At 51.3% G+C, this 26,711-nt stretch carries 23 protein-coding genes; 8 read left to right on the plus strand and 15 right to left on the minus strand.

Annotated features, from left to right (window positions below; translation table 11 throughout):
- Positions 1-54: 54 nt before the first annotated feature.
- Positions 55-1,479 carry an SPOR domain-containing protein gene (locus tag ACN4EK_RS06620; RefSeq protein ID WP_431656855.1) on the minus strand — a complete coding sequence of 475 codons (1,425 nt, stop codon included), beginning with the start codon at positions 1,477-1,479 and terminating at the stop codon, positions 55-57.
- Between the two features lie 312 nt (positions 1,480-1,791).
- Between ACN4EK_RS06620 and ACN4EK_RS06625 the strand changes: the two genes are divergently transcribed.
- Both ACN4EK_RS06625 and ACN4EK_RS06630 read left to right on the plus strand, forming a co-directional pair.
- Positions 1,792-2,349, plus strand: a complete 558-nt coding sequence (locus ACN4EK_RS06625; RefSeq protein ID WP_431656857.1) for a DUF721 domain-containing protein — start codon at positions 1,792-1,794, stop codon at positions 2,347-2,349.
- Positions 2,350-2,793: 444 nt separating this feature from the next.
- A complete protein-coding gene (locus ACN4EK_RS06630) occupies positions 2,794-3,132 on the plus strand; it encodes a hypothetical protein (protein ID WP_431656859.1) in 339 nt (112 codons plus the stop codon).
- 73 nt (positions 3,133-3,205) lie between these two features.
- Here the strand turns inward: ACN4EK_RS06630 and menB are convergent, their stop codons facing one another.
- Genes menB through ACN4EK_RS06645 form a run of 3 tightly spaced genes read right to left on the minus strand, consistent with a single transcriptional unit; the run spans position 3,206 to position 7,238 of the window.
- Complete coding sequence (gene menB / locus ACN4EK_RS06635; protein ID WP_431656861.1) at positions 3,206-4,039, minus strand: 1,4-dihydroxy-2-naphthoyl-CoA synthase; 834 nt, start codon at positions 4,037-4,039, stop codon at positions 3,206-3,208.
- Positions 4,036-5,793, minus strand: coding sequence for a 2-succinyl-5-enolpyruvyl-6-hydroxy-3-cyclohexene-1-carboxylic-acid synthase (menD, locus tag ACN4EK_RS06640; protein WP_431656863.1), 1,758 nt, complete (start codon positions 5,791-5,793; stop codon positions 4,036-4,038). Before menD ends, menB begins: the two co-directional genes overlap by 4 nt.
- On the minus strand, positions 5,793-7,238 hold the full coding sequence (locus tag ACN4EK_RS06645) for an isochorismate synthase (protein WP_431656865.1): 1,446 nt from the start codon (positions 7,236-7,238) through the stop codon (positions 5,793-5,795). The genes menD and ACN4EK_RS06645 overlap by 1 nt, the downstream gene beginning before the upstream one ends.
- A 225-nt stretch (positions 7,239-7,463) precedes the next feature.
- On the opposite strand from ACN4EK_RS06645, the gene menA reads away from it, so the two are divergent.
- The 3 genes from menA to ACN4EK_RS06660 are packed head-to-tail and all read left to right on the plus strand — an operon-like array spanning position 7,464 to position 10,780.
- Positions 7,464-8,420 carry a 2-carboxy-1,4-naphthoquinone phytyltransferase gene (gene menA, locus ACN4EK_RS06650; protein WP_431656867.1) on the plus strand — a complete coding sequence of 319 codons (957 nt, stop codon included), beginning with the start codon at positions 7,464-7,466 and terminating at the stop codon, positions 8,418-8,420.
- Positions 8,421-9,371 (plus strand): o-succinylbenzoate synthase, encoded by a 951-nt coding sequence (locus tag ACN4EK_RS06655; RefSeq protein WP_431656869.1) that lies wholly within the window; start codon positions 8,421-8,423, stop codon positions 9,369-9,371.
- On the plus strand, positions 9,347-10,780 hold the full coding sequence (locus ACN4EK_RS06660; protein WP_431656871.1) for a 2-succinylbenzoate--CoA ligase: 1,434 nt from the start codon (positions 9,347-9,349) through the stop codon (positions 10,778-10,780). The genes ACN4EK_RS06655 and ACN4EK_RS06660 overlap by 25 nt, the downstream gene beginning before the upstream one ends.
- Here ACN4EK_RS06660 and ACN4EK_RS06665 read toward each other — a convergent pair whose 3' ends face one another.
- The 3 genes from ACN4EK_RS06665 to ACN4EK_RS06675 all read right to left on the minus strand — a co-directional run bounded on the left by ACN4EK_RS06665 (position 10,781) and on the right by ACN4EK_RS06675 (position 13,994).
- Entirely contained in the window at positions 10,781-11,359 is a 579-nt protein-coding gene (locus ACN4EK_RS06665; RefSeq protein WP_431656873.1) for a hypothetical protein, read from the minus strand.
- A 293-nt stretch (positions 11,360-11,652) separates the two neighbouring features.
- Positions 11,653-12,876, minus strand: a complete 1,224-nt coding sequence (gene chlP, locus ACN4EK_RS06670; protein WP_431656875.1) for a geranylgeranyl reductase — start codon at positions 12,874-12,876, stop codon at positions 11,653-11,655.
- A gap of 278 nt (positions 12,877-13,154) precedes the next feature.
- Complete coding sequence (locus ACN4EK_RS06675) at positions 13,155-13,994, minus strand: hypothetical protein (protein ID WP_431656877.1); 840 nt, start codon at positions 13,992-13,994, stop codon at positions 13,155-13,157.
- 420 nt (positions 13,995-14,414) lie between these two features.
- On the opposite strand from ACN4EK_RS06675, the gene ACN4EK_RS06680 reads away from it, so the two are divergent.
- Entirely contained in the window at positions 14,415-16,256 is a 1,842-nt protein-coding gene (locus ACN4EK_RS06680; protein ID WP_431656879.1) for a caspase family protein, read from the plus strand.
- A 53-nt stretch (positions 16,257-16,309) separates the two neighbouring features.
- On the opposite strand, the gene ACN4EK_RS06685 is transcribed toward ACN4EK_RS06680, so the two are convergent.
- Both ACN4EK_RS06685 and ilvC read right to left on the minus strand, forming a co-directional pair.
- Positions 16,310-16,783: a hypothetical protein gene (locus ACN4EK_RS06685; protein WP_431656881.1), complete on the minus strand. Its 474-nt coding sequence runs from the start codon at positions 16,781-16,783 to the stop codon at positions 16,310-16,312.
- Between the two features lie 346 nt (positions 16,784-17,129).
- The gene (gene ilvC, locus ACN4EK_RS06690; protein ID WP_431656883.1) at positions 17,130-18,125 is read right to left on the minus strand and encodes a ketol-acid reductoisomerase; all 996 of its coding nucleotides are present in this window, start codon (positions 18,123-18,125) and stop codon (positions 17,130-17,132) included.
- Between the two features lie 110 nt (positions 18,126-18,235).
- On the opposite strand from ilvC, the gene ACN4EK_RS06695 reads away from it, so the two are divergent.
- A complete protein-coding gene (locus tag ACN4EK_RS06695) occupies positions 18,236-18,865 on the plus strand; it encodes a chromophore lyase CpcT/CpeT (protein ID WP_431656885.1) in 630 nt (209 codons plus the stop codon).
- A gap of 106 nt (positions 18,866-18,971) precedes the next feature.
- Here ACN4EK_RS06695 and ACN4EK_RS06700 read toward each other — a convergent pair whose 3' ends face one another.
- Both ACN4EK_RS06700 and hemF read right to left on the minus strand, forming a co-directional pair.
- Positions 18,972-19,352: an STAS domain-containing protein gene (locus tag ACN4EK_RS06700; protein WP_431656887.1), complete on the minus strand. Its 381-nt coding sequence runs from the start codon at positions 19,350-19,352 to the stop codon at positions 18,972-18,974.
- Between the two features lie 275 nt (positions 19,353-19,627).
- The gene (gene hemF / locus ACN4EK_RS06705; RefSeq protein ID WP_431656889.1) at positions 19,628-20,674 is read right to left on the minus strand and encodes an oxygen-dependent coproporphyrinogen oxidase; all 1,047 of its coding nucleotides are present in this window, start codon (positions 20,672-20,674) and stop codon (positions 19,628-19,630) included.
- 558 nt (positions 20,675-21,232) lie between these two features.
- Between hemF and ACN4EK_RS06710 the strand changes: the two genes are divergently transcribed.
- Positions 21,233-21,745 (plus strand): SRPBCC family protein, encoded by a 513-nt coding sequence (locus ACN4EK_RS06710; protein ID WP_431656891.1) that lies wholly within the window; start codon positions 21,233-21,235, stop codon positions 21,743-21,745.
- On the opposite strand, the gene ACN4EK_RS06715 is transcribed toward ACN4EK_RS06710, so the two are convergent.
- The 4 genes from ACN4EK_RS06715 to ACN4EK_RS06730 all read right to left on the minus strand — a co-directional run bounded on the left by ACN4EK_RS06715 (position 21,742) and on the right by ACN4EK_RS06730 (position 26,541).
- Positions 21,742-23,553, minus strand: coding sequence for a sensor histidine kinase (locus ACN4EK_RS06715; RefSeq protein ID WP_431656893.1), 1,812 nt, complete (start codon positions 23,551-23,553; stop codon positions 21,742-21,744). The two genes, ACN4EK_RS06710 and ACN4EK_RS06715, sit on opposite strands and share 4 nt — an antisense overlap.
- A gap of 6 nt (positions 23,554-23,559) precedes the next feature.
- Positions 23,560-24,603, minus strand: a complete 1,044-nt coding sequence (locus ACN4EK_RS06720; RefSeq protein ID WP_431656895.1) for an ABC transporter substrate-binding protein — start codon at positions 24,601-24,603, stop codon at positions 23,560-23,562.
- Positions 24,604-24,683: 80 nt separating this feature from the next.
- Complete coding sequence (codA, locus tag ACN4EK_RS06725; RefSeq protein WP_431656897.1) at positions 24,684-25,946, minus strand: cytosine deaminase; 1,263 nt, start codon at positions 25,944-25,946, stop codon at positions 24,684-24,686.
- Between the two features lie 4 nt (positions 25,947-25,950).
- Positions 25,951-26,541: a chromophore lyase CpcT/CpeT gene (locus ACN4EK_RS06730; RefSeq protein ID WP_431656899.1), complete on the minus strand. Its 591-nt coding sequence runs from the start codon at positions 26,539-26,541 to the stop codon at positions 25,951-25,953.
- Between the last annotated feature and the right edge of the window lie 170 nt (positions 26,542-26,711).

Below are 26,711 nucleotides of genomic sequence, written 5' to 3' on the forward strand. Positions count from 1 at the left end.
TCAGCCTGTCAATAGAAAGACAAGCGGATGGAGTCCGTTGGCTCAGGAGTTTACTCAGGGTTTGTAAACTTCAGCCGGAATTCCCTGGTTCCGAAGTTCCTGGGCACGCGCTTCGGCATCCGCCTGACTTCCCGATGCTCCTACCTGGACTTTAGCGCCATCGTCGCCATTCCGTACAAAGGCATCTGGCACAACTTTGCGGGCAGCTTCCAGAGATTGGTCATTTTGATACGGAATCCCAATTTTGTAGGGATAGGCATCACTGCCAGTGGCAGGACTAGGGGCAGGGGCAACAGCTTGAGGCGCAACAGCCGGGGCAGGTGGTTCACTCCGTTGGACAGGGGGAGCGGGCTGGACGACTGGCGGGGGTGGGCTGGATTCCCGAGCCGGCGGGGCATAGGTTCTGTAATTAGATGGAGGATCCGGGGCAACAGCAGGTTCGGGTGGACTGTAGACCTCCGGTGCGGCAGCGGGTGGCTCCGATCGCGAACGAATAGGGGCAGGGGTCGAAGTCGTTTCTGATGTTCCAGAATCAGTTGATCGCGCCGTTGGATTCCCGGCGGACTTGGCTCCAGGTTTGGTAGCTGGCTTGGCTGACGTGGCTCCTGGTTCTGCTTTCAGTGTGCCTAAGTTCGCTGGATTGATTTCGGGAAACTCCCGAGCTGCCAGGTTCGGCTCCGGCGGTTGAGCGGTATTTGCCCCATTGGGCGGTGTGACGGTCGTAGGCGGATTGAGTACCGACTTACTGCCACTGCGGGTCGCAAACAACTGGCTCAGACTGGACGGATTCATGATCACATAACCAAAGATGGCACTGGATACCAGCAGTAGCAACATGGAACCTAACCCCAAAGGAGTCAGCAGGTTCTGCATGAAGCTTTGTTCGACTTCAATGTCGGCTTCGGTTTCCGCCAGACTGCGTAACAGTTCTTCTGACGACTCCAGATAATCATCGGGAATGTCAGGGGGGGCAGTCAGATGGTGACTGATTGGTAAGTGGTCATCCCAGGGGCGATCGCTGTTTTTACCCTCCAGCGACTCTGCCTCTGGCTCCAGGTTGGGAAGATGGGGAATTAGCTGGCTCTGCGAATCGTCTGGGACTGGCGATGGCTGGGTCGGCGCACTGTGAACATCCAGCGTGGGTTCCCAGAGGGTTTCGGAGGCGATCGCATCAGATATTCCAGTCGCCAGCGTAGTTGGAGCTTGCGGACTAGATGGGGGTTGAGTGGGCAGTTCAGGACTGGAGAAATCCAACAAATCCAGGGTCTTTGGGGCTGACTTCCGCCGACTCATCTGCGCGATCGTCCGTCCCCCACTCGCCTTTTGCCGACGATAACGGGCTAATTCTTCCTCTAGCTGCACATCCATACAAACCAGAGCATTGCGTAACACTGGATGTAAACCGTCCTGGGCGGGCATGTCGCTAACACGAGCCTGGGACGAGCGAGCGGGAGATGTTACGGTGGAATTTTGAGGCATAATTCAGGACTCCTAACCAACTCCTCAACCATTCACCCAAACATGGGCAAACCTTCTGACAACAGCAGGTTCCAAAGATGTAGACCAGGCTAGATGTCGGGAAGCCATTAACGATTCCGTTCAGTATCACTGATCAATCGCAATTTGAGTAGAGTTCGAGCCAAAGTTATACACTTTTTTACGCGGAATGGATCATTTGGGTCGCGAAATAGATCATTAATGATGAAGCTGACGGATGCCTGCGCCGCCGATCGCTGACCAGATCACTGCCCCCCTGCCTCACTGTGCTACTCCTTCATCGGGATACTGACAATGCCCTTTCAACCGCTTGAGCACGTCCTTGGACAACTGCAAATCCAGGGTAAAGCCGATCAAAAGCCCTTACAACGGGTTTTAGGGCATTGGGAAGACATTGTGGGTTCGGTGGTGGCGGCTCAAACTCGTCCCTTAGCCATTCAGCGTGGGGTTTTGCGGGTGGCAACCTCTAGTGCCGCTTGGGCAAACAACCTGGTGTATGAGCGCCAACGCATTTTAGATAAGTTAAATACCAAACTGGGACTGAACTTAGCCGACATTCGCTTCTCCTCGGCAGAATGGTATTCCCATCAGGAGACGGTATCGGCACCGGGGACTGAGCAACAGCAGCAGTTATGGCAGGAACATCCCAGTCGCTTGTCTGATCAATCCCCCGCTGTCAGCCATCGAGCCTCTGAGCCTGCCGATGCGATCGCAGCATTCAGAGATTGGGCAAAAGCCATGCGAGCGCGATCGTACCAATTACCCCTCTGTCCGCAATGCCACTGTCCCACCCCCCCCGGAGAACTAGAACGATGGCAGGTGTGTGCCCATTGTGCGACGAAGCAGTGGTAGATAGGAAGCGATCGTAGACAACTGAATTTGCCCAGACTTCAGTACAGAATAAAGTCACAATGACTTCATTTTAACTAAACAGTGTTCCGGGGATAGTTGCCGAAAAATCACCTGGGTCTCGGTTAATTCTTGAAGTTAATTCAGTGATCCCGCTGACCAAGACTGATAACAAAACCAAATCCATCTAAAGGTAGATGACTGTAGTTTCACTTGATCCCCGATCGGTTTTAGCCCAAACCTCGTTAGTTTTCCTGAGCCAGGGGCAGACTAATCACATGTGATATTTCACTTTTTTTCGTAAAAGTGAAGACAATCTAAAAGCCAATTATTTGCCATGATCGCTACAAAGCTGACTACACCATGATTAGGGAGTCCGAAGTTGCAAAAGTTACACCCCAGTGATGACTCAGAATGGAATCACAACCCGTTTGAGAGACCACCGATATGACAGCCCCTGATTCTGCGATCACTTCCTGCCGGCATTGTCAATTTTATTCGCCGGAAGGACGACGGGGCGGCTCCTGTCATAAGTTAAACGTGACGGTGCATGGTCGTTGGAAGGCTTGCTCCCTGGCGATCCCACCCTTTGCCCCTTCCTGGGAAAGCCTGGAGGGGATCATGCTTTGGCAACAAAAAGCCTTAGCGATGCAAGGGCTGGCGGAAGCGGGATCAGCCGGTACGGGAGTCAGCAACCATACCGAAGCAGCAGAAGTTTCATCCATGTCTGCCCCTACGCATATCTGGGCAGCCCTGCCAGCCACTAAGTATAAAGACGCAGTGTAGTAGGGGGCGTAGGGGGCAATCGACTCTGTGAAGATTGCCTGGATTTTTTCCCAGTGCTTCGTCCTGACAACATTTAAGGCAGCCAGGGATATTGGCGGAAATCGGGGGATCGCTTGTCTAAAAAGGCTTGTTTGCCTTCAGAACCTTCCTCCGTCATATAGTAAAGTAGGGTGGCATTACCCGCGAGTTCCTGTAGACCCGCCTGCCCATCGCAATCCGCATTAAAAGCTGCTTTGAGACAGCGAATGGCGATCGGGCTTTTTTCCAGAATTTCCTGTGCCCACTGAATCCCCTCGGCTTCCAGTTGCTCGATCGGCACAACCGTATTCACCAGTCCCATCTCCAGTGCCTGAGCCGCCGTGTACTGACGGCATAAATACCAGATTTCACGGGCTTTCTTTTGCCCCACAATCCGCGCCAGGTAACTGGCACCAAACCCGCCATCAAAACTCCCAACCTTGGGGCCTGTTTGTCCAAAAATGGCGTTGTCTGCGGCGATCGTCAGATCACACAGCAGATGCAGGACGTGACCGCCGCCGATCGCATAGCCAGCCACCAGGGCAATCACCACTTTGGGCATAGAGCGGATCAAGCGCTGTAAATCTAAGACATTTAACCGGGGAATACCCGCTTCATCCACATACCCCGCTTGTCCGCGCACACTTTGATCCCCACCGGCACAAAAGGCATATTTACCATCGGTATGGGGGCCGGCTCCCGTGAACAATACCACGCCAATTCGGGTGTCTTCGCGGGCATTGGCAAAGGCATCGTATAACTCTACGATCGTCTTAGGTCGAAAGGCATTACGTTTGTGTGGGCGATTGATGGTGATTTTGGCAATCCCATCGGTTTTGTGATACAGGATGTCTTCGTAGGTTTTGGCAACCTGCCAGTCGATCGTCATATAGAGATACTCAGCGTTCCTAACCTATTTTGCCGCCAAAGGGCATCGGCTTTGCGATCGGTGACAATTTCCAAGACGCGAATGCCACTGGTGGGCAGGGGGTTCAGTCGCTGTTCTAATTGCTCCCAGGTAACAATGGCTTCGTGTTCAATCCCATAGGTGGCGCAGAGTTTGGCAAAGTCTACGGCTTGCGGTGTGGCAAAGAATTGCTCAAATGGGGGGTTAAATTGGGAGATTGGCAACATCTCGAAAATGCCACCCCCATTGTTATTGATCAGGACGATCGTCAAATGTCCGACGAACTGTTGCCGCAACAAAAAGCCGTTGGTGTCATGGAGCAAAGCCAGATCCCCCGTTAACATGACGCTACTGGCTTGATGATGAGCAATCCCCAGGGCGGTAGACAGACTGCCATCAATCCCATTGGCTCCCCGGTTAAAGAACGGCTTGACTTTGGAGTTGCCCGGGATCCAAAAAAATTCCACATCCCGCACCGGCATACTGCTACTGATGAATAGCGGCGTTCCGGCAGGCAAAATTTTGGCGAGCAACCAGGCGGTTTTAGCTTCAATCAACGGTTTGGTGTCCTGCATCATCTGATCGATCGCGTGCCGAATCCGCAGTTCAATGCCACACCATTGATTCAGGTAGTGGGAGGATCGGGGTGGACAGGATTTGGCAAGGGCGATCGTCCGGGTGGCAAAGTATTCTACGGAAGTCCGTAAATGGGTGGTTTTGCCATGCAGGGGATCCAGATTGCGACCATCGGGATCAATCACCCACTGGCGAGGTTGTACCGCTTCCAGCCAATTACGCAACCGTTTACTCGTCGGCATTTCGCCTAAGCGGATCACAATTTCCGGGGCTAATTTGGCAGCTAGGGTAGAGTTCCGCAACATGATGTCGTAACTGGCAACCAGATTCGGATTGAGATCGGCATAGTTCCGTAGCGGTGACAGCCCTTCTGCTAAAACTGGATAGCCCAAAGCTTTGGAGAGGGCAGCCACGGCACGACAATAGCGTTCGGGGAGTTGAGGTTGGGCAACGCCAGCAATAATAATCCCCCGTTCCGGTAAACCAGCCGAGAATTCTACAGCCGGAACCGTGTAGAGCCGTTGCGGTGTGGCGTTAACTAAGGGAATCACTGAAGCGAAAAAGGTGTCCTGATCAAACTGGTCCGCGATCGTTTGTACCGCCGGATCAGGAATGGGAGCTAGGGGTTCGCGAAATGGGACGTTCAGATGCACTACACCGGGAACTGGATATAACGTACATTCCCAGGCGTGGATCACGGTTTGGCGCAAATAAGCGAGTAGGGAAGTGTCTACGGCAGGGAGAGCCAGTTCGGTTTGCCAGTTGGGAAAGTCACCATAGAGTTTATGTTGATCGATCGCCTGCCCAGCATTGCAATCTCGCAGTTCGGGAGGTCGATCGGCAGTCAGAATTAACAGGGGTACCCGGCTTTCCCGAGCTTCAATCACAGCGGGATAGAAGTTGGCTCCGGCAGTACCAGAGGTGCAAATGACGGCAACGGGACGGTGCGTTTGACGGGCAATGCCCAACGCGAAGAAGGCAGCCGATCGCTCATCCAATACCGGAATCGCTTCAATCTCGGGATGATTGGCAACGGCGATCGCTAAGGGGGCAGAACGGGAACCGGGACAAACGATCGCAGTGGTTAGTCCTAAGCGGTACAGAGTTTCGGTTAGTACCGAAGTCCACACTAGATTTGTATTGGTGAAATCGATCGGCATTAAACTAACGCATTCAAAAGTGCCTGAAGTTTGAGCTGGATTTCTGCCAGTTCCCGATCGGGATCTGATCCGGCAACAATTCCGGCTCCAGCATAGAGTCGTGCCTCCTGTCCGTTGATTAATGCCGAACGAATGCCCACCGCAAATTCTCCATTCCCTTGGTGATCGACCCAGCCAATTGGTGCAGCATACAACGATCGTTCAAACAGTTCATGGTGCCGGATAATCTCGCAGGCAATTTCTCTAGGAACTCCAGCCACGGCAGGGGTAGGATGCAGTTTAGCGACAATGTCCAACAAATGCACATGCGCCGGAACACTTGCATGAATCGGTGTCTGAAGATGTTGAATATTGGACAGTTGTAATAGGCGGAGCGGCGATCGCTGTGGCTTCAGTCCCAGTTGTACCAACCGTCCGGTAATAAAGTCGATCACCACTTGATGTTCATGCATTTCTTTGGCACTGTTTAACAAACTATCAGCAAAGTGGGCATCTTCAAACGTGGTTCTGCCCCGAGCTGCCGATCCGGCTAATGCATCTGTAACCAACTGGCGATCGTATAACTGAATCAACCGTTCTGGACTGGCACCAATAAATGTCTGCCCTTGACCATTGCTAATTGAGAATAGGTAACAGTCGGGATACAGTTGTCGCAGGTGATACAGCGAATTAGCAAGATGAAATGGTAGAGGCGAACTGACATCGATCGCATGGGCAAGCACAACTTTATTCAGTTCCTGGGCGGTAATCTGATCTAACGCCGAAAGTACCGCTTGTTTGAAGTAGTGAGTATCGGTGACATCCTGAATTTTTAATAGAGTGCGGTGCTCAATTAATGGCGTTTTGAGTTCATATTGAATAGAGCGAATGGCTTCTAATTGTGCCCAAAGTTGATTCAGGGTTAATTCCAGATTGAGCTGAGCATCTAACCGGAGATTTGCCACGATCGTACAGTGAGTTCCCTGCCGAGAAATTTGCCAGGCGGGCAGAAAGACTGTAGTTCCGGGAAACCCAGATAATCGACTGGAAGCATCATCGAAAAATGCAAAACTACAGAAAAAGTGAGGTCCCGTTAACGGTAGGTGGGTATCCCCAATAATCGCAGTTTGGCTCAAGATCGACTGCATAAAATTTTGCGCTTCCACAAACCGATTAGAGCTATCAATTTGCAGTTGAGCAACGGCACCGATTGCCGCGATCGCAAAGCCAGTTTCTCTAGAATGAATGCCTGTGCCTAACTCTTGTTTTTCAAAATAAAAACTCAGTCGCTCAGGTTGAGAAATTTTATGTAAAACAGTCAGTGGATCAACTAAGTCAATATGCCATGAAATACTAATGATTTGTGAGCTTGATTTTTCATTTAATTGTTGTTGACAAGCTGACAGAAATTGGTGTAGATTCTTACGGCTTTGAAACAGATTATTGCAGTATGGTGTAACTGTCATGTAACAGAAGCAAGAGAACTTCAACCCCAGTATAGTTCTGCGATCGACCCAGACAAAGGAGTTGCGAAAGGTTGGGGACTGGGAACATGACAATTTGTTGCGAAATTTGAATTGTTGCGAAATTTGAAGTCTATGGACTCCAATTAAAATCGGTGATCCACTCAGGCGTAGAATGGGTGATCTGCTAGAAACCGGATTCAGCCTCCATTCAACCCGTGTAAAGAAATGACAACAAAGACGGTTCAGCCTTCAACTTCGGTTCAGCCAGCAACGCCGCTTACTTCTGATCGCAAGCGGTTATGGTTGGCAGCGATTAAGCCACCGATGTATAGCGTTGCCATTATGCCAATCTGGGTCGGTAGTGCGATCGCGGCTCATGCCACTGGACAATTCCACTTCGGCATTTTTACGTTATTTCTGACGGCTGCGATCTTGATTCTTGCCTGGGAAAATCTGAGTAACGATGTGTTCGACTCCGAAACGGGAGTTGATGTGAATAAAACCCACTCCCTGGTGAATTTGACTGGCAACCAACGGTTGATTTTCTGGATTGGCAATTTCTGTTTAATGGCAGGCTTGCTAGGGATTGCCGCGATCGCCGCGATCCAGCAGGACTTCACCGTGATTGGCTTGATTCTGCTGTGTTGTGGCTTAGGCTATCTCTATCAAGGCCCACCGTTTCGATTGGGCTACTACGGGTTAGGCGAAATCCTCTGTTTCTTTGCCTTCGGGCCGATCGGGTTTGCTGCTGCTTACTACAGTCAGGCACAGGCGTGGGCTGAACCAGGAGCCAATCTAGCCGCATCAGTCATTGTGGGGATTTCGACCAGTCTGGTGTTGTTCTGTTCCCATTTTCATCAGGTGGAAGATGATGCCGCCGTCGGCAAGCGATCGCCGATCGTTCGGTTGGGGACGGAGCGAGGGGCACAAGTTTTGACCTGGTTTAGTGTCAGTATTTACGGGTTGACTGGGGTATTCACCGGGCTACAGCTATTTCCAGTATGGACATTGCTGGTATTTGCCAGTCTACCCGCTGCCATCAAACTGATCCGACATGTGAATACCCATCACGATGACCCCGATCGCATTAGTAATAGTAAGTTTGTCGCGATCGAAATGCACTTTTGGAGTGGTTTACTCCTGGGCTTAGGCTTTTTACTGCCAGGGTTGATTGGTGCGTAAATGCGGTGGGAATTTCGTCCCTATCGGCGTGTCTTCCGGCAACCGCTGCCCACCCATCATGGGGAATGGCGCGATCGCACTGGGATCATCCTTCGTCTAACTAATGATTTAGGACAGGTCGGCTATGGCGAAATTGCCCCGTTACCCTGGTTTGGCTCGGAAACTCTGGAACAAGCGTTGGAGTTTTGCCACCAGCTACCTCCCTACCTGACCACTGATCTGATTCATTCAATTCCAGCAACTCTGCCAGCCTGCCAATTTGGCTTTGAGTCTGCCTGGAGTGCAGTGACGCTGGACGATCGCCACCTGCCCCTAGATTGCGCCTCCAGTGGTTTACTGCCAACCGGGCAAGCCGCGCTTACTGCCTGGAAACCGTTATGGCAGCAAGGCTACCGCACGTTTAAGTGGAAAATTGGCGTAGGAAAGTTGCGAGATGAATTAGATCTATTCACTCAGTTAGTGGCTCGATTACCGTCAGATTGCCGATTGCGGTTAGATGCCAACGGTGGGCTGACTTACGACCAAACACAACGTTGGTTAGAGCAATGTCATACCCACCCCATTGAATTCCTTGAACAACCGTTGCCACCGGATCAACTGGGACTAATGCAACAATTAGCTGCCAATTATGCCACCCCGATCGCGCTGGATGAGTCCATTTCTACCCTGACGCACCTGCAAGCCTGTTATCACCACGGTTGGCAAGGCATTTATGTGATTAAACCCGCGATCGTTGGTTCCCCTGCCCAACTGCGCCAGTTTTGCCAACACCACCCCATTGATGCTGTGTTCTCATCCGTGTTTGAAACCGCGATCGGACGACTGGCAGGCTTACATCTCGCTGCCGAATTTGGGAATCGCGATCGGGCAATGGGATATGGCACGACTCACTGGTTTCCAGATGCTGACTCAGACGCGGATCACCTATGGCAGACCCTCTCACCTATTTAATCCAACGTCAACACGAGGATTGGTTAATCGGACAGGACAGCCGATCGTTCTTCCAGTTGGCTCAACACACCTATGAGGAACTACAATCCCACGATCCGCTTCAGCCTCCAACCGTTTTAATTGCCGATTCTCACCCAGCTAAATTCCTCGCCTACTTCCTAGCCACCTGTGCCGCTCACTGCACCGTTGTTCTGGCCGATGCCAACTGGGTCAACGAATGGCAACAACTCTCTACATTCATCTCTCCCCAGATTTTCTTAGGCAACGGCATCCCCCCCACCGTCCCTAGCTCCCTAATCTCCCCGACCCTTTCCTTCCCCCATCCCGCCATTCTCATCCCCACCAGCGGTTCCTCCGGGCAACTTCGTTTCACCATTCACACCTGGGATACCCTGATGGCTGCCGTAACGGGATTCCGCCAATACTTTCAAATCGATCGCATTAATTCCTTTTGTGTATTACGCCCCCATCATGTCAGTGGGTTAATGCAATTTCTGCGATCGTTGACCTCCGGTGGCAAGTTAACCCTACTGCCATTCAGCAGCTTGGAGTCAGAAATCCTGGTCAACGTTGATCCGTCCGAGTATTTTCTTTCTCTTGTCCCCACACAATTACATCGTCTCTTATCCCCATCCGTTGCCCGACAGTACCTGACTCGATTTCAAACCGTGTTATTAGGCGGTGCGCCTGCCTGGGAAGAATTACTCTTGCAAGCTCGATCGCTGGGAATTCGGTTAGCTCCAACCTATGGCATGACTGAAACCGCATCCCAAATCGCCACATTGCCACCAGATGATTTTCTCCAGGGAAAATCGGGGTGTGGACAGGTGTTACCTCATGCGGAAGTTATGATCCGGAGTGAGGCGGGGAATATTTTGCCGATTGGTCAGGTTGGGGTGATTACGGTACAGGCGCGATCGCTGGCACTGGGGTACTATACCGCTTCTAGCCAGATCACGCTGTTACAAGAACCTGGAACCGCCTGGTTTGCAACCGATGATTTAGGGTTTTATGATGCCGAGGGCTATCTGCATCTGGTCGGACGGAATAGCCAGAAAATCATCACAGGTGGCGAGAATGTGTTTCCGGCAGAGGTAGAAGCTGCGATTCGAGCGACTGGGTTAGTCAAGGATGTCTGTGTGATTGGCGTGGACGATCGCGAGTGGGGGCAAGCGATTACTGCCATTTATGTGCCGATCGAGACTGCCACTACAGCAACGGATTTGAGGACGGCTTTAGATGGCAACCTCAGTCGCTTTAAATATCCAAAACGCTGGTTGGCAGTCGATCAACTGCCTCGCAATGCCCAGGGCAAACTGAATCGACTCCAGGTTCAGCAATTGGTCGATCGTTCAACTGAGTTAGGCAGCGATCGGGACGCTACCGAGAACGTCCCAATCACGCTGTAATCACTGCTGGTTCAGGTAGGTCGCTTTATGGGCTTCCCACTCGGTCAGGAAAGTATCCGGGGTGGATTGCTGCCAAATGGCTGTAACAACGGACTGACAGAGCGGTGGATTTAACGTTTGGCATTCTGCCTTGGCTTTACGAAGTAGAGGATGCTCGGATTGGAGAAACTTGCCCCACCGTACTACTTCAATCCCCTGGTTTGCTAGAGCTTCAATCACATACTCAGGTGGGTCGCCTGTCGAGTAGTAGGATGGTTTATCGGGATCGGCAAAAATTTGGAAAAAGTGGGAACGATAGGCGTAGTCATGTGACCAATAGCCGTAGTGCCCCTCACATTGGCTGAGAAAATAGCCCATGAAACTATTGGTTTCAAAATCAAATAGCCAGCGATTTTCTGGTACTGGTTCGGGAAAAATATAATCGATCGCATCCCAATGCCCACAATCATGTAGGGCTGCCCGCAAAAAGTTACCAATATTGGACTCTAGCCATTCGAGGGAACCGGGTTGGTGAATACTCCGTTTAACCAGGGAAGCCCAACGGTTGGCGGGGGGAGTTAATTCAGGGTGGTGCGTCATCGTGAACAACGTAGGGTGCAGAACTGGAGGGATGACTGCTTGCAACCAGGGTTGGATTGTGGACGGAGTGATGAGGATTACTCAGCCAAATCTACCTTTAGCAAGAAGCCAATTTAAACCATTTGAACTAGAGTACCCTGCCCAAAAGCATAAAGAAAACATTATAGGAATTTGTGCCGCTATTTAGCTGAGTCTGGTTTGTTTGTGGTCGCTTAAAAAAGCCATAAAAAAGCCAGCATGAGGAGTCCTTCATGCTGACTAAGGTAGGAATTGATGGAGTTGTGCAAAGAAAATTAGGGAGCGAGAGCGTTACCGCGTAGTAAACTACCGATCGTCTTTGCCGTTACCTTCAGTTGCACCAATGGATTCATCGGCACCACAGTTTTGTAGAGGTAGCTGTCGAAGGTGAGCTTCTGCACATCCATGTCAGCACACATTTCGACAAATGCTTCCCGGGTAGCATCCGATCGATAGAATACCCGTTGCAGCAGATCGAGCACCAGATAGGTAGCACCGTATTTCCGATCCCAGCGCTTCAGGTAAACCTTGAGGTCTTGCTCGGTGGGAACGCGATTCCCCTGGTTAGCAAATTCCACAATGGTTTCAGCACACATCCGACCGGACTTAGCGGCAAAGTAAATCCCTTCACCGGAAGACTTCGTGACGGTTCCAGCCGCATCACCCACTAGCGCTACGCGACCGACTACCCGGCGAGGTCTGGGATGTTCGGGAATCGGGTGAGCTTCGACGCGAATAATCTTACCGCCCCGCAGTTTGGCGGCTGCCCGAGCGCGAATCCCGGCTTGCAGTTCTTTGATCCGAGCCTGGTTCGGCTTCATGGTACCTGTACCAACCGCAACGTGATCATATTTGGGGAAGACCCAGGCATAGAAGTCCGGCGACACATCATCACCGACATACATTTCTGCCAGATCTTCGTAGTACGCCATTTTGTCTTCCGGCAGCCGAATCCGCTCCTGGAAGGCGATCGCGTAGTTGTAATCCCCCGCATCGATCGCTTTGGCGACCCGAGAGTTAGCGCCATCGGCACCAATCACCAAATCCACGGCAAGGGTTTTATTTTCCCCTTCCAGCGTTCCGTTCGAGTGATCGGCGTAATGCAGGATGTAAGGGTCTTTGTCGTTACCTGGGATCTCTAGCTTGTGCATCGTGCCATTGATTACCTTGGTGCCTAGCTTGGCGGCGCGATCGCGCATAAAGCCATCTAGCACTTCCCGGCGGCACATCCCAATATACTCGTCATCTTTGAGAGTGCTACCGATGTTGACCTCGATATTGGATGGCGAGATCATTTTCATCTTCCGCACCCGGCGATCGATGATTTCTGGCGGCAAATCGAACTCGCTGACCATGCACAGCGGAATGGCACCACCGCAGGGCTTCACGTTGTCTAACTTGCGCTCGAATAAGTAGGTTTCAATACCAGCTTTTGCCAAAACTTCAGCAGCAGAGGAACCGGCTGGACCTCCACCAACAACAGCAACCCGTAGTGCCAAAGGTCTTCTCCTAAATCTCTCGAAGCTACGAGAAAGCATCCTATCATGGACATTTGCTGCAACTTGCGCCGATTCCAACAGATCAGGGGAAGTTGAAATACTGCTTAACAAAGTTTGCAACAGAGCGTAATAAAGTCAACTGACTAATTCGTTAGAGTCACCCTTGTCCATAGATAAATTTTGATAATTCATCAACCCTATTTTGGAGGGATTGCCCCGCGATCGTCTGGCGGCAGCTTTAGAGACAATCCCTCCGATCGGGTTATCCGATGAGCAAACTACCGACCAATTGTTCCAGGGGTTGGAATGCGATCGGGAATGATCTGGGTTGTGCCCGGTTGCGTGGTAGTCGTAGGTTGGCTTGTCCCCGGTTGAATAGTGGTTCCCGGCTGAGTCGGCGTGGGTTGGGTTGTCCCCGGTTGAATCCCACCGGGTTGAGTTGTTGTTCCGGGTTGAACGGTACCGGGTTGAATAGTTCCTGGCTGAATTGGGGTGCCAGTCTGGGGCACTGTCCCTGCCGGAACGGCAACGGGAACGGGAACGGCAACGGGAACAGGAACTACAGGAACCGCTCCAGGATTGGTCACGGTTGGCGTTGGTTGGGTGGGCGGAGTAGCGACGCGCTGGGGAGACGCATCCATGCCTAAGAGAGTTTTGGCAGAAGGGTAGTAGGTTGCCCAACGGCGGGCATCAGGACGACTCCGCCATTGCAGACGACTGGCGTTTAAGGTCAGGATCGGGGAAATCGCCCCTGCGTGTTGGGCGGAAACAAAGATCGTGACATCAGAAATTAAAATGTCGCGATCGAAACTACGTTGAGCAGCGGCTCGGGCAACGGCTTCCGCTCGGCGTAATACAGTTTCAAAACTTTCTCCGGCTCCCACATCAATTAGCACATTCGTTTGGGCATCATACGCCTGGACGCTGAGCGGCATGACGATGGAGGGGAGTAACCAGCCTCCAGTCAAACAGAGTAACCCCACAGTGCCGATCGATAAAATACGGTGAGGAAATGTCTTGAGAAAGCGCCAACTTCCGCGATCGACATTCTGTTTCTGATTGTGATCTGAATCACGGTGTTCATAGGAGTTTTGTAACAATTTATGAGCAGTTTGCATCCTAGTTCCTCCTGGCTCTGACTGGACTATTGTTGAAGCAAAATAGAGTTCAATTCGTTGCCACTTTTCCAGGTTGATGGCTGAGAAAGGGCATATAGGCTGATTGTTTAAGCATTAAGGTAGATAAACAATTAAGCATCAGTCATAAGGAGAATAACTGTTAGTAACTCCCTACTTATATGCCCTTATAGTAGGAATAGGGTAGCAATTTGTTTGAACTGCCTAAATCAGCGATTTAATCTGCTCATCTGGTCTTGAAATGGGGTTTGCTTTGAGCATAGACATAGCTTGAGTAGAGGTAAGGAGATGAACCTGCGATCGGAGTCACCAGGGGGCTAAACCAGGGGATTAATCATCCAGTTGAGAGAATAAACCAAACAGTTGGGCATACTAACGAGTAAGAGACGTGGGGCATCTGGTATGAGACAGTGGGCGATCGCGATTGGGATTAATCAATATCAATTTTTTCAACCGTTGACCTACGCCCAGCGAGATGCTCAGGCGTTGCGCCATATTCTGGCAAGTGAGGCAGGATTTTTGCCAGAACGGTGCATTTTGTTGAGTGATAATTCTCCGCCCGTTCGGGGTAAATCGACCTATCCCAACCGGGAAAATATTCTGGACTGGATCGATCGCATCTGTCGGGAAATGGTGCAACCCGGTGATATCCTCTGGCTATTTTTCAGCGGCTATGGCGCTTGCGAGCAGGAACAGGATTACTTGATGCCTGTAGAAGGAAACCCCGCTACCCTCTCTACGACTGGTATTCCATTAGCCACTGTGTTTGAGCGAGTTCGAACCAGCGCCGCAACAACCCTCGTGTTGTTGGATGTCAACCGCAGTCAGGGATCTGGGTTGACGCAGGAAGTCGGTAGACAGACGGCACAGCTAGCGCAGGAGTCTGGAGTAGCGACGATCCTATCTTGCCAACCAGGGCAGTTTTCCCATGAAGTCGCGACCTTACGGCAGAGCTTGTTTACTGCCACTTTAGTAGAGTGTTTACGCCATCAACAATGCACGACTCTAGCCAGCCTCGATCGTTACTTGCATCATCGTCTGCCTGAACTCAGCGAACATTCCTGGCAACCAATGCAGCAACCGCTCACGATCTGTCAGCCTGAGCAATTACACCAGGTAATTTTGCCGCAGGTGGCATCCCCCACGATGGAGCGGAACCCGATCACCGAGAGTGCCTTACCTGCCGCCAGTGCCAGCGTTGCCACAAATGAGATCAAATCCGGGCAACCGAATGCGGCTGAGATTGCCGCCGCACTGGACTTTGCCAAGACTGGTCAGCCTAGAAATGGTCAGGGTGCTACCCAAGGTGATTCCAGCATAGCTCCACCGCCTGCGATCGCAGCGAATGGCAAGCTGAATGGGCATCATAGTCACATTGAATCGATTTCTGCATCCAGTCGTATCACACCATTAACCCCCAAAGCCTCCTCGCTCAATGGCAATGGCTTTGCTACACATTCCTTTACGGACGATCGCCCTATGACCCAGCCGAACCAAACCCCGACCTCACCATCACCCCTGTCAGCCCAGGCAAATGCTGGTACTCCAGAGGAGCCCGAAATGGCAGATGCTGTCTTCTGGCGACCTATGTTGCTGTGGGGTGGGCTGTTAACGGCATTCCTGCTGGTAGGAGTGCTGTGGCGAAATTGGTCAACCTTTTTCCCAGGGCAACCGGTAATGGCACAGCCAGCGAATCCCACCCAATCCCAGTCAACTCAGGTCAGATCCCCATCGTCTACTCCTGGCACGATCGTGGCATCTACTCAGACGATCGCGGCATCTCCCCCAGCAACTGTCCAGTCGCCCACAGTCACCTCCCCGGTAGAGGCTCCATCTCCAGTTGTCCCATTAGAGGTGAAACCGCCGGTAAACTCCTCGATCGACGTTCAAAGTCTGGATGGTAGCTTAATGCAAGCTTTGATTCGGAATGATCATGCTTCCCCGTTCTCCTCAGCGATTCAGGATGCGGGTAAAATTCAGCCTGGACAACCCGGATATGCCCAGGCACAGCAAAATATTGCGCTGTGGAGCAATGCGATTTATACGATCGCGCTGCAACGGGCACAACGACGACATTACGATACAGCCGTTCAGGCGGCGGTCTTAGTGCCCCCCAGTCAGGCAGAACTTTACAATCAGGCTAGAACGGCGGTCAGTCAGGAATGGTGTCCGCTCATCAGCAAAGGATCGGCAGGCCCACTCACCTTACAAGAGGCAAAAAAACTATGCGCTCAGAAATCCTGACCTGAATGATTCCTCGGCAGACTGTACGGATGGATTGAGTTCCCAGGCAGGCTTTACTCCTCATCAGAAGGGTTGCTTTCCGTCTCTGTACCACCAGAAGTCGTTGGCGGTTCAGGCGGCGTAGGTTGGCTGATGGAAGCGACTGGGGCAGATGCCGGACGGACAGGGGCAGGCGGGGGTTCTGTAACCTCCATCCCTAGTTGAGCTTTGGCCGTATTCAAAACTTTAATCATCCCAGTTTTGCCAACGGTGGCGAGTGATTCTCCGGTAGTGCTTAACATTCGGTTGGGATCAGGCTCCTCCAGGTTGCTCATCCAGTTTCGCAGGTCACTCCCTGATCGATAGCCTAATCGCCAGAACCAATCGACGAATACCAAGCCCAGACACAGCACCAGCCAAAACAAGTAAGCGGCTTCCTGCACAATTGTCCAGGTGACGGATAAAACGTTGCGATAGCTTGTAGCGGTTTCAGGAGCCGCGATCGTTTGCCAAAGTTTTGTAGCTTGAGCCTGAATCCGATTACTCATAGATCCTTTCCTCAACAACACAAGGCAATCTTACCGCTCATCCCCCTTCCTGCTCTAGTCCAGGGTCAGACTAGCTGGTTTATTACCCTCATCCCCAACCCTTCTCCCCGTGGGCTACGGTGTACACAGATCTTTGATTGAGTCGCAAATGCGGGTTTGCTCCCCCTAAATCCCCCTTAAAAAGGAGGACTTTGAATATCTTTGGTTCGGATCCCTCCTTGTTAAGGAGGGTTGGGGAGGATCGACTCGATTTGTGTGTCCACCGTAGCCCCGTGGGAGAGGGATAGGGTGAGGATAGGGTTGGGCAGTGCCCAGAGGGTTAGTTGAACGACTTAGATTGAACCAATTAGTTCTTCTTCAGCCAGCTAAACATGGCGCGTAAGTCCTTGCCGACTTCTTCGATCGGGTGTTCCGCTTCCCGCCGCCGCATCGCGGTAAATCCAGGTTTCCCGGATTGATTTTCCAAGACGAACTCGCGAGCGAATTGACCCGTTTGGATTTCGGTGAGAATTTTTTTCATCTCTGCCCGAGTCTCATCTGTGACAATGCGAGGCCCACGGGTCAGATCACCGTATTCAGCCGTGTTGGAAATGCTATCGCGCATTTTGGCTAAGCCACCTTCCACAATCAGATCGACAATTAGCTTCACTTCATGTAGACACTCAAAGTAAGCCAGTTCGGGTTGATAACCCGCCGCCACCAGGGTTTCAAATCCAGCTTTGATCAAAGCACTTAAGCCACCACACAGCACCACCTGTTCACCAAACAAATCGGTTTCGGTTTCCTCCCGGAAGGTGGTTTCCAGAATACCAGCGCGGGTGCCGCCAACGCCTTTAGCATACGCCATTGCCCGATCGCGAGCTTGCCCCGTGGCATCCTGGTAAACAGCGAATAAGCAGGGAACGCCTTCGCCTTGCTCATAGGTGCGGCGTACCAGATGACCGGGACCTTTGGGAGCCACCATAATCACATCCACATCGCTGGGAGGCACAACCTGAGCAAAGTGGATATTAAAGCCATGCGCGAACGCCAGAATCTTCCCGGCTGTTAGGTAAGGCGCAATTTCGTTGGCATAAACCGTCTTTTGGACTTCATCCGGCAGCAGGATCATGATCAGGTCTGCTTTCTGAGCGGCTTCGGCAACGGGAAGGACAGTCAAACCAGCATCTTTGGCTTTTTGAGCCGACTTGCTGCCGGGATATAACCCCACTACGACATTCATGCCACTGTCTTTCAAGTTCAGGGCATGGGCGTGGCCCTGGGAACCGTAACCGACGATCGCGATCGTCTTCCCTGCCAATAGATCTAAATTGGCATCTGCGTCATAATACATCCGCGCCATAGTGGGCTATCTCCTTGCAGCATCGAGTCCTTTGCAAACTCTTTATCTTATCAGAGATTCTGTAGCGTCCTACGCCTGGTGGCAATGGAATTACTGGAGCAAATTTGGTTATGGCTATTTCTTCCCTGTTGCTGACCCTGGCTAACTACCTGGCAGGCGAATTTGACAACCGTGAACAAGCGATCGCGGATCCTACCTGGTATGTACCACTCCGGTTATGGCAGCGTCCGGTTGCCCTATTTACCGACGACAGCCTGGCCTTGTTTGCAGAACAGGCGAATGTAGTCACGCCGGACTATCCCTATCGCCAACGCTTGCTACGGTTATGTCAACCGCCAGGGCAGGAAGAATCGCTACAGGTGCAATATTATGCTTTTAACGATCCAGATGCGTTCAAAGGAGCGGGTGCCAATCCAGAGCGGTTAGCCGCATTGACCCCTGATCAACTGGAACTGTTGCCGGGGTGCCGCTTAGAGGTTGCCGTAGACCCCCTATCCCCAACGACCTATTGGTTTACCGCGACCTTACCGGCGGCGGCTCGGTGTTGCTTTAGCTACCAGGGAGAACTGCGGCAAGTGTCCTTAGGGTTTGCGGCAAGTCCAGATATCTTACTGAGTTACGACAAGGGCGTTGATCCGGAGACGGGGCAGGGACTGTGGGGAGCCTTAATGGGACCCTACCAGTTCGTCAAACGTCAGGCATTTACCTGGGATATGGCGACCCGCGAACAGATCGGATGACTATCGGCTAAAAACGAACGAGAGAGAGAGGTGACATAACACGTCCCTCCCCCCTTGCGATCGCATGGCTGATGGTGGCTGACACTAAAATTCGGACTATTACCGTTTAGCTGGCAATACCGCGAGGTACCCCTTCCAGAGCTTCCTCTTCAGTGTCAAAGATCTCGAAAACCGAGTCCATCATCGTCACTTCAAATACCAGTCTGGCTTCTGGATGGACGCTACAGATGCGGAAGCTGCCGCGAACTTTGTCAGCATCCCGCATCCCGGCGACCAGAGAAGTTAGACCTGAGCTATCAATGAAGTTCACCTGACCCAGATTCACCACCACATGGTGGCTCAGTTTAGAGATGCACTCTTGGAGCTTGAGCCGAAACTGCCAGGCAGTTGTGATGTCTAACCGCCCAGAGGGAGTCAGGACAATCACCGTTGTCCCATCCTGGGTGGTATAGGTTTTTTGCTCCATGTGAATTGATTTCTGCTCCATAGGGATCAACTACCCTCTCCTAGAAACTGTGGATATTTGGGGTGATGTTTTTGAAAAAGGATCCGCAATGAGCCTCAACCCTGTGCATCTGGGACAAACTTGGCCCAACTGAGTCGCCGTGTCATTGAGACTAGCTCCGTAAGTTCCAACCATCATGAGTGAGTAAACCTCGCCCGTGAGGGCTTACTGATATAACTCAACTTAGTTTTGACACAAAATGGAAAATTCCAACACTTTCCAATAATTACAAACAATTCCTATCTCAGTAGTCTAACTCAGACTTCCGAGGTTGGTTGTGTCCAATTCAGCCAGTCTTGAGGTTTGAGAAACGTTTCATACAGTTGGGCTTCGGGAGTGTTCGGTTCTGGCTGATAGCCGTATTCCCAGCGCACCAAGGGAGGCAGGGACATTAAAATTGACTCAGTGCGTCCATTCGTTTGTAGCCCAAAAATCGTACCTCGATCGTAGACGAGGTTGAACTCAACGTAACGTCCCCGCCGATAAAGTTGGAAATTCCGCTCCCGATCGCCATATTCCTGCGATCGCCGCCGTTCAATAATCGGCAAGTAAGCTGGCAGAAAGGCATTGCCACAGGCTTGAATAAAGGCGAATAGTTGTTCCCAGGTGCGCTCACCCACATCCCCCACCTGTTGACTGTGTTGCGCCGCTAGACCCTTAGCATCTGGACCATGATACAGATTGCCTCGATGGTCTTGATAGTCGAAGAAAATTCCCCCAACTCCCCGAGTTTCCTGCCGATGCTTCAGATAGAAGTATTCATCACACCACAGCTTAAAGGTAGGGTAATACTCCGGATGATGGGCATCACAGGCTTGCTTCAGGGTGCTGTGAAAATGAATCACATCCTCCACAAAGGGGTAGTACGGGGTCAAATCAATCCCGCCACCAAACCACCAAACGGGACCCGCCTCAAAGTAGCGATAGTTTAAATGGACGGTCGGGATATAGGGATTGCGAGGATGCAACACCATTGAGGTTCCGGTCGCATAGAAGCCATGTCCGGCGGCTTCTGGACGCTGTACCAGAATGGAGGGTGGCAAATCCTTGCCCCAGACTTCTGAGAAGTTGACTCCGCCTTGCTCAAATACACCGCCATCGCGAATCACCCGCGATCGGCCGCCGCCGCCCTCTTCGCGTTCCCAGCTATCTTCCTGGAATTGCCCAACTCCGTCTGCCTGAGCTAATCCCTCACAAATCCGATCCTGGATATCTCGCAAAAACTGGCTGACTCGCTGCCGGGAGTCCGAGGGAGGAATTAAGGGATTTGATGAAGCTGTTTCAGAAGTTGAAAATGCCGTCATAATTACTGTTCCAGAGACACGCTAGTGATTAGAGGGACAATGGATGGTTAGTTGCCAGCGCCCAAAGCCGAGCCGCAGATAGCCAGAACCAAAAACCGATTTTTTCACAAAAACCTAACGGTTTACTATTATCGATGAGATTTGTAGTCAGCAGATAAGTTTTCTAAAAATTGTCGGCACCAAATGGGTGGCTATTGATTGCGATACACGACGAAAGGATAAAAATAGTAAACCCAAACGCTAGATGACTGAAGCTCGATCGCCCTGAAAAGAGTCAACTCCCCTAGCCTATCGCGAATTGTCCTGCCAACCAACTCAATTAGCAGAGGCTATTCTAATTAGCCTGAGAGCGCTAGTCTAGAAGCAGTCTCAAGAAAGTGCATCCCCTTGTAACGGTCTTGTGCCCTTACAATCAGCGACCCAAGCTTAGGCTGTTGCTGGAAGTAACTTACTTGAGATAGAGAGGCAGATTTAGCCGATGTGAGAGAGTGAATGCTGAGGTCAGCTCCTCGATCGACTGAGTGTTCTCAACCGATTTGATAGGGCAAAGGTGTGGCGATGTTTAACACTCTAACCAGATTAATTAACTATCGGAAGCGGCGGTTTCAGTGTTCATTAGCCAGAACCTATCGAGCCATTAGTTCTGCCTCGGTTGATGAGTTGTGGCACAAGATTATCGATCTGGCAGATGTGTCCTGGCATCCAATTTTAGAAAGCACTAATGTTCCCAATGGGTTAGTGGCTAAACCGGGGTTAATTTATCAGGCATTTACACGACGGGTGCCAATCCCGATTCAAATTTTTGTGGAGCGAGTCCGTCCTGGGGAATTGTTGAGTGTACGGATTTTAGTCATGCCCGGTTTGGAGGAGCAAATTACCTATCAGGTAGAATCAACGGTTTGTGGAGCCTGTGTGTCCTATTCAGTGACACTACGGGGATGGTTATCGCCGATTTTGTGGTCATTGATTCGTCCCCATGCCGCGCGAGTGGCTTCCAGCCTGGTGCAAGCGGTAGAACAGGCGGTTCCAGGTCAACTCAAGCCCAGTAAGCGGGGATGTTGGGATTTTTAGGTTGTCCCGATCGCGCGAACGGGAATTTCGATGATAAATTCGGCACCTTGACCGGGAGCAGAGACACAGTGGAGATTGCCGCGATGGCGTTCTGTGATCACCTGATGGCTAATGGACATGCCCATGCCTGTGCCTTTACCGACGGGTTTAGTCGTGAAGAACGGATCAAACAAGCGTTTTTGGACGGCTTCTGGCATTCCGGGTCCATTATCAATAATGTGGATGCTTGCCCAATCATCGCCTTTCATCCGGGTGTGAATTTGGATCGTAGGAGTCGGTAAGCGTTTTTCATGGCGGTGCGGCACGAGTTGATTGGCAGCCGCGAGTTGATTGGTAGCCGCTTTGACCATTTGCCGTCCGATGTCTTCCTCTAGCGCATCGATCGCATTACTGAGGATATTCATGAACACCTGATTTAGCTGTCCGGCGTAGCACTCGATCGGGGGCAGAAATCCATAGTGCTTGATGACTTGAATTTCGGGATAGTGATACTCCTTCCCCTGTATCCGCACGACTTTGGGCTTCATCCGATTTTGCAGGATCATCAGGGTGCTATCAATCCCTTCATGGATATCGACCCGTTTCACCTCTGCCTCATCTAAGCGGGAGAACGATCGCAACGATTTGACAATTTCGCGAATTCGTTCCGCCCCCACCTTCATCGAAGCCAGCAGTTTTGGCAAATCAGATTGCAGAAACTCTAAATCAATTTCAGAGGTTTTTGTAGCAACTTTAGGGACTGGATTCGGGTACGCCTCCTGATACAGGTGAATTAACTCCAGCAAATCCTGAGTGTATTGATCGGCATGGAGAATATTGCCATGAATAAAGTTAACAGGATTGTTAATTTCATGGGCTACCCCAGCCACTAATTGCCCCAGGCTCGACATTTTCTCACTCTGAATCAGATGGGTTTGGGCTTGTTTAAGTTCTTGCAGGGCGTGCTCTAGTTGCTGAGATTTCGTGCGTTCCCGCGCTTCACTGGCTCGGAGGGTCGCCTCTACCTGCCGCCGTTGGGTAATTTCTGCCTGTAATTGTTCGTAAGCTTCTAATTGCTGAAAGACATCATCAAAGGTGCTCGCAAGAAACCGGATCTCATTGGCAGGCAGACCTCTAGGCATGTAAAAAGCGCCTGCCTGCTTGCTACGGGCCACTGCGTCATTCACAGCCTTTAAGGGACTCAACAAGTTGCGCTGGATCAGGGCGGTCATCAGCAACAGAATCAGCACAATGCCCCCTGACAGCGTTAAGGATGAGGTCAGTAGCGTTTTGCCCGTTTCCTGTTGCATCTGGTGCAGATCAATAATTGCGATCGCGACTCCCCGTTTACCAGACTGCCCAAACAGAACGCTCCGAAAGGGCAATAGGTTGACTAAGGTCGGTTTCCCATTTACCGCCATCTCACGGTTAATCTCTTTGCCAGTTGTGGCAGCCTGTTCCAGGGGCTGGGCAAGTTCTGGATGGATCGATGCATATACCCGTTGCTGCATGGGTTCAGCGCTATGAACCAGAGTGAACCCGTCAGCCCCCACGATCGCAATTTCCATCACGGCTGGCAAGGTGGCATAGTTTTGTACCACTCGGCGGAGTAAGCTTTTATTCTCCAGTTCCAGCAAGCCCTCGGTGGCAAACTCTAACGATCGCGTAATTGACTGTGCCCGCTCTCGCATCTGGTTTTCCATTCCTGCCTGGATCAGGTAGTAGTTCACGCCCAGAGTGCTGAGTCCGACGGTAGCCAGAGAGATCCCTAGCCCCAAGAGGAGCTGTGTAGACAGACTTTGCTTGTTTAACCAATGGAGAAGAGACATTTGTGCTTAAGGATTCCAGGTTGCCATCGCGCTTGTCACCAATGCGGAATTAATCTCCAAGTCTTCTCGCGGGACTCGTCCCGATCGCGGATCGGCTTGCAGTAATTGTGCCATTTGAGCGATCGCGGCTTTCAACCGGCTGGCAGACTGAAACATGCGTTGCTGCATGGCGATATCGCCTTTCTTCAGTCCTGCATAATCGCTACCGAACGATGCCCCTGTTTGCCCTAACGCTTGCCCCACCCGGTCATACACGTCGGTTGGTTGAGTGTCTACAGCGTGCATGACATCAAACCAACTTTGCATGAAGCGAACCAACTCAGCGGATTTAGCCTTGACCACACTAGACCGGGACATTAAGGTGTCAATGACTAAACTATCGACTTCTGCGGTGGTAAAAATAATCTTGCCGTTGATCGCGGTTGCCGTTTCCCCTAATAAAGGTTGCCAGACGACAGCCGCATCTAGCTTACCCTTCCGCAGTAATTCCACGGCTGTCTCATTCGATACATCCTCGATCGTGACAGCTTCCGGCGGGATCTGATGCAGCTTTAAGGCTTCCAACAAAATTAAATGATTGACCGTACCCAGCTTGGCTCCCACACGTTTACCTGGGAGATCTTTAATAGACTGAATCCCCGATCGGGCAACCATGCCATCCGAACCAGCGGAAATATTGGAAACAAGCAGAACTTCTGGCTTGTCCTCTCCTGGATCAACCTGCATCACATCCCACAAGGAGGAGAAAGAGGCATCTAACGATCCCCGCAACACGGCTCTGGCAGAGTCCTGCTGATTCTCAAACCGAATTAGCTGCACCTCTAAGCCACGTTGCTTAAAAATGCCAGCCTCCTGGGCATATAAGATAATGTCGAATCCCGGCCAGGTGGTGACACCCACTTTCAGGGGTTGCAGCGATTGGGACTGACCACAGGCATTCAGAGTCAGCACGACTAATAGGGCTAACCCAAATAATGCCCGAAATGATTTCCAGAACCGGAACGGTAAGTCAGCCCTGGGGTCAAACGATCGCGGTTTAGTGCTAACCATAAGGGATTTTGAGTTATCAACATGCACTCAAAATACCCACTTTCGCGGATTATTCCACGCGACAAAAATTAAGAACTCCATCAACATCCGGCTGCCCCATACCAGTGGGGGCGGGGGGCTTCAGTCCGAGCAAGCAGCTTTCCTTGAGCGATCACATAACAAACGGTAGAACGTTGACAGATCGCGTCATAACGGTCTTTGGCATCCAGCACAATCAAATTCGCGGGTTTACCAATTTCCACTCCGTACTGATCCTCGACATGCAGGGTTTTAGCACCATTGCGAGTGATCATGTCGTAACAGGCGTTAATTTCGGCAATTCCCGTCATTTGACAGACATGCAGCCCCATAAATGCCACATCTAGCATATTTCCCCTACCAAAGGAATACCAGGGATCCTGGACACAATCATGTCCGAAACTAACATTCAACCCTTCTTGCCAGAGTTCTTTCACGCGGGTAATGCCTCGCCGCTTGGGGTAGGTATCTGTCCGCCCCTGGAGGGTAATGTTAATCAAGGGATTCGCAATGAAATTGATTTGCGTCTGGCGCAAAAAGCCCATGAGTTTGGTGGCATAGGCATTGTTGTACGACCCGAAGGCCGTCGTGTGGCTGGCGGAAACGCGGGCTCCGAAACCACTGCGGATCGCACAGGCAGCAACCACTTCCAAAAACCGGGATTGCTCGTCATCGATTTCATCACAATGGATATCGATCAGGCGATCGTATTTTTCTGCTAAGGCGAAAATCTGGTGAACGGATTGAACGCCATCCTCGCGAGTCAGTTCGTAATGCGGAATCCCTCCCACCACGTCTGCCCCCAGGTCGATCGCCTTTTCCATTAAAATCTTGGTTTGGGGACCGCCATAGAACCCATCCTGGGGAAACGCCACAATTTGCAGAGTCATCCAACCCTTGACCGCTTCCCGCACCTCCAAGAGTGCCTGAAGAGCCGTCAGACTTGCTTCACTGACATCGGCATGGCTGCGAACAAATAATACGCCCTGGGTTGCCTGCTGCTTCAATGTGGCGATCGCCCGTTGCTTTACGTCTTCCAGCGACAAGTTTTGTTTACGCTCCCGCCAAATCTCAATCCCTTCAAACAGAGTGCCACTTTGGTTCCAACGCGGTTCTCCCGCCGTGAGAGCAGAGTCCAAGTGCAAATGGGATTCGACAAAGGGCGGACTCACCAAATGCTTGTGGATATCCAAGGTGATTTTGGCGTGACCGGGCAGATGGGGCGCGATCGCCGAAATCTTACCCTGTTCAACCGCAATATCTACCTCTGCGATCGTCTGGTCAGTTTGCAACAAGCGACAATGACGCAGCAGCAAATCGTACATAGATTTAAACCTTCACTTCATCGGCAAAGCTCGCCCAGCGCACAAAATGAAACGGTCCCGCGATCGCACCCCAAACCAATTCATCCGTTTCGGGATCACGTCCGCGATCGTAGCTGATCATTCGTTCAGCATTAATATCAAATTCATTATCTAAATAGGTCGTCCGGTCTTTTCGCACTACGACACAGCCTTTTCCGGGTTCTACCCGACCTTTAAAGCTCTGCCCCGTCCATTCCACATGCATGTTACATCCCGGCATGTGTTCTAACTGGTCGAGGCTGAGTTGGGCAAGTCGTTCTGGCTGCCGCGAAGCCCCATAAAACTTTTCCTCTTCCTTGACTTTGTAGTTCTCTAGCTCAATGCGATCGTCCTTAACAAATAACCTTAATACCCGAATGCGGTAGGGATCATTTAAGGCGTAATCATACGCTTGCTCCAAAAATAACCCTACCCCAGACAAGAGTTCCACGGGCAACGGTCGCATACAAACCCGAATGTGGGCAAAGAAGGGTGGATTTTCAAACGCTTGTGCCTGATTACTAAAATCCGCTGCCATCCAGCGTGCCAGGGTTCCAACATCGGTTGCGTGAGTCATGCCTAATCAAAAAAATGGGAATTCAAGTTAAAGACTTGAACCCATTCTAAGGGGTCAATGATCAGCAATGAACAATGATCCGGGATCAATGAGCCGCAAATCGTCAACCACGATCGCGCCTCTATCCTCCCCATCTCCCCATCTCCCCATCCTGTCTCTTATACACATCT

The organism is Pantanalinema rosaneae CENA516, assembly GCF_050753385.1.
GTDB classification, from domain to species: domain Bacteria; phylum Cyanobacteriota; class Cyanobacteriia; order Leptolyngbyales; family Leptolyngbyaceae; genus Pantanalinema; species Pantanalinema rosaneae.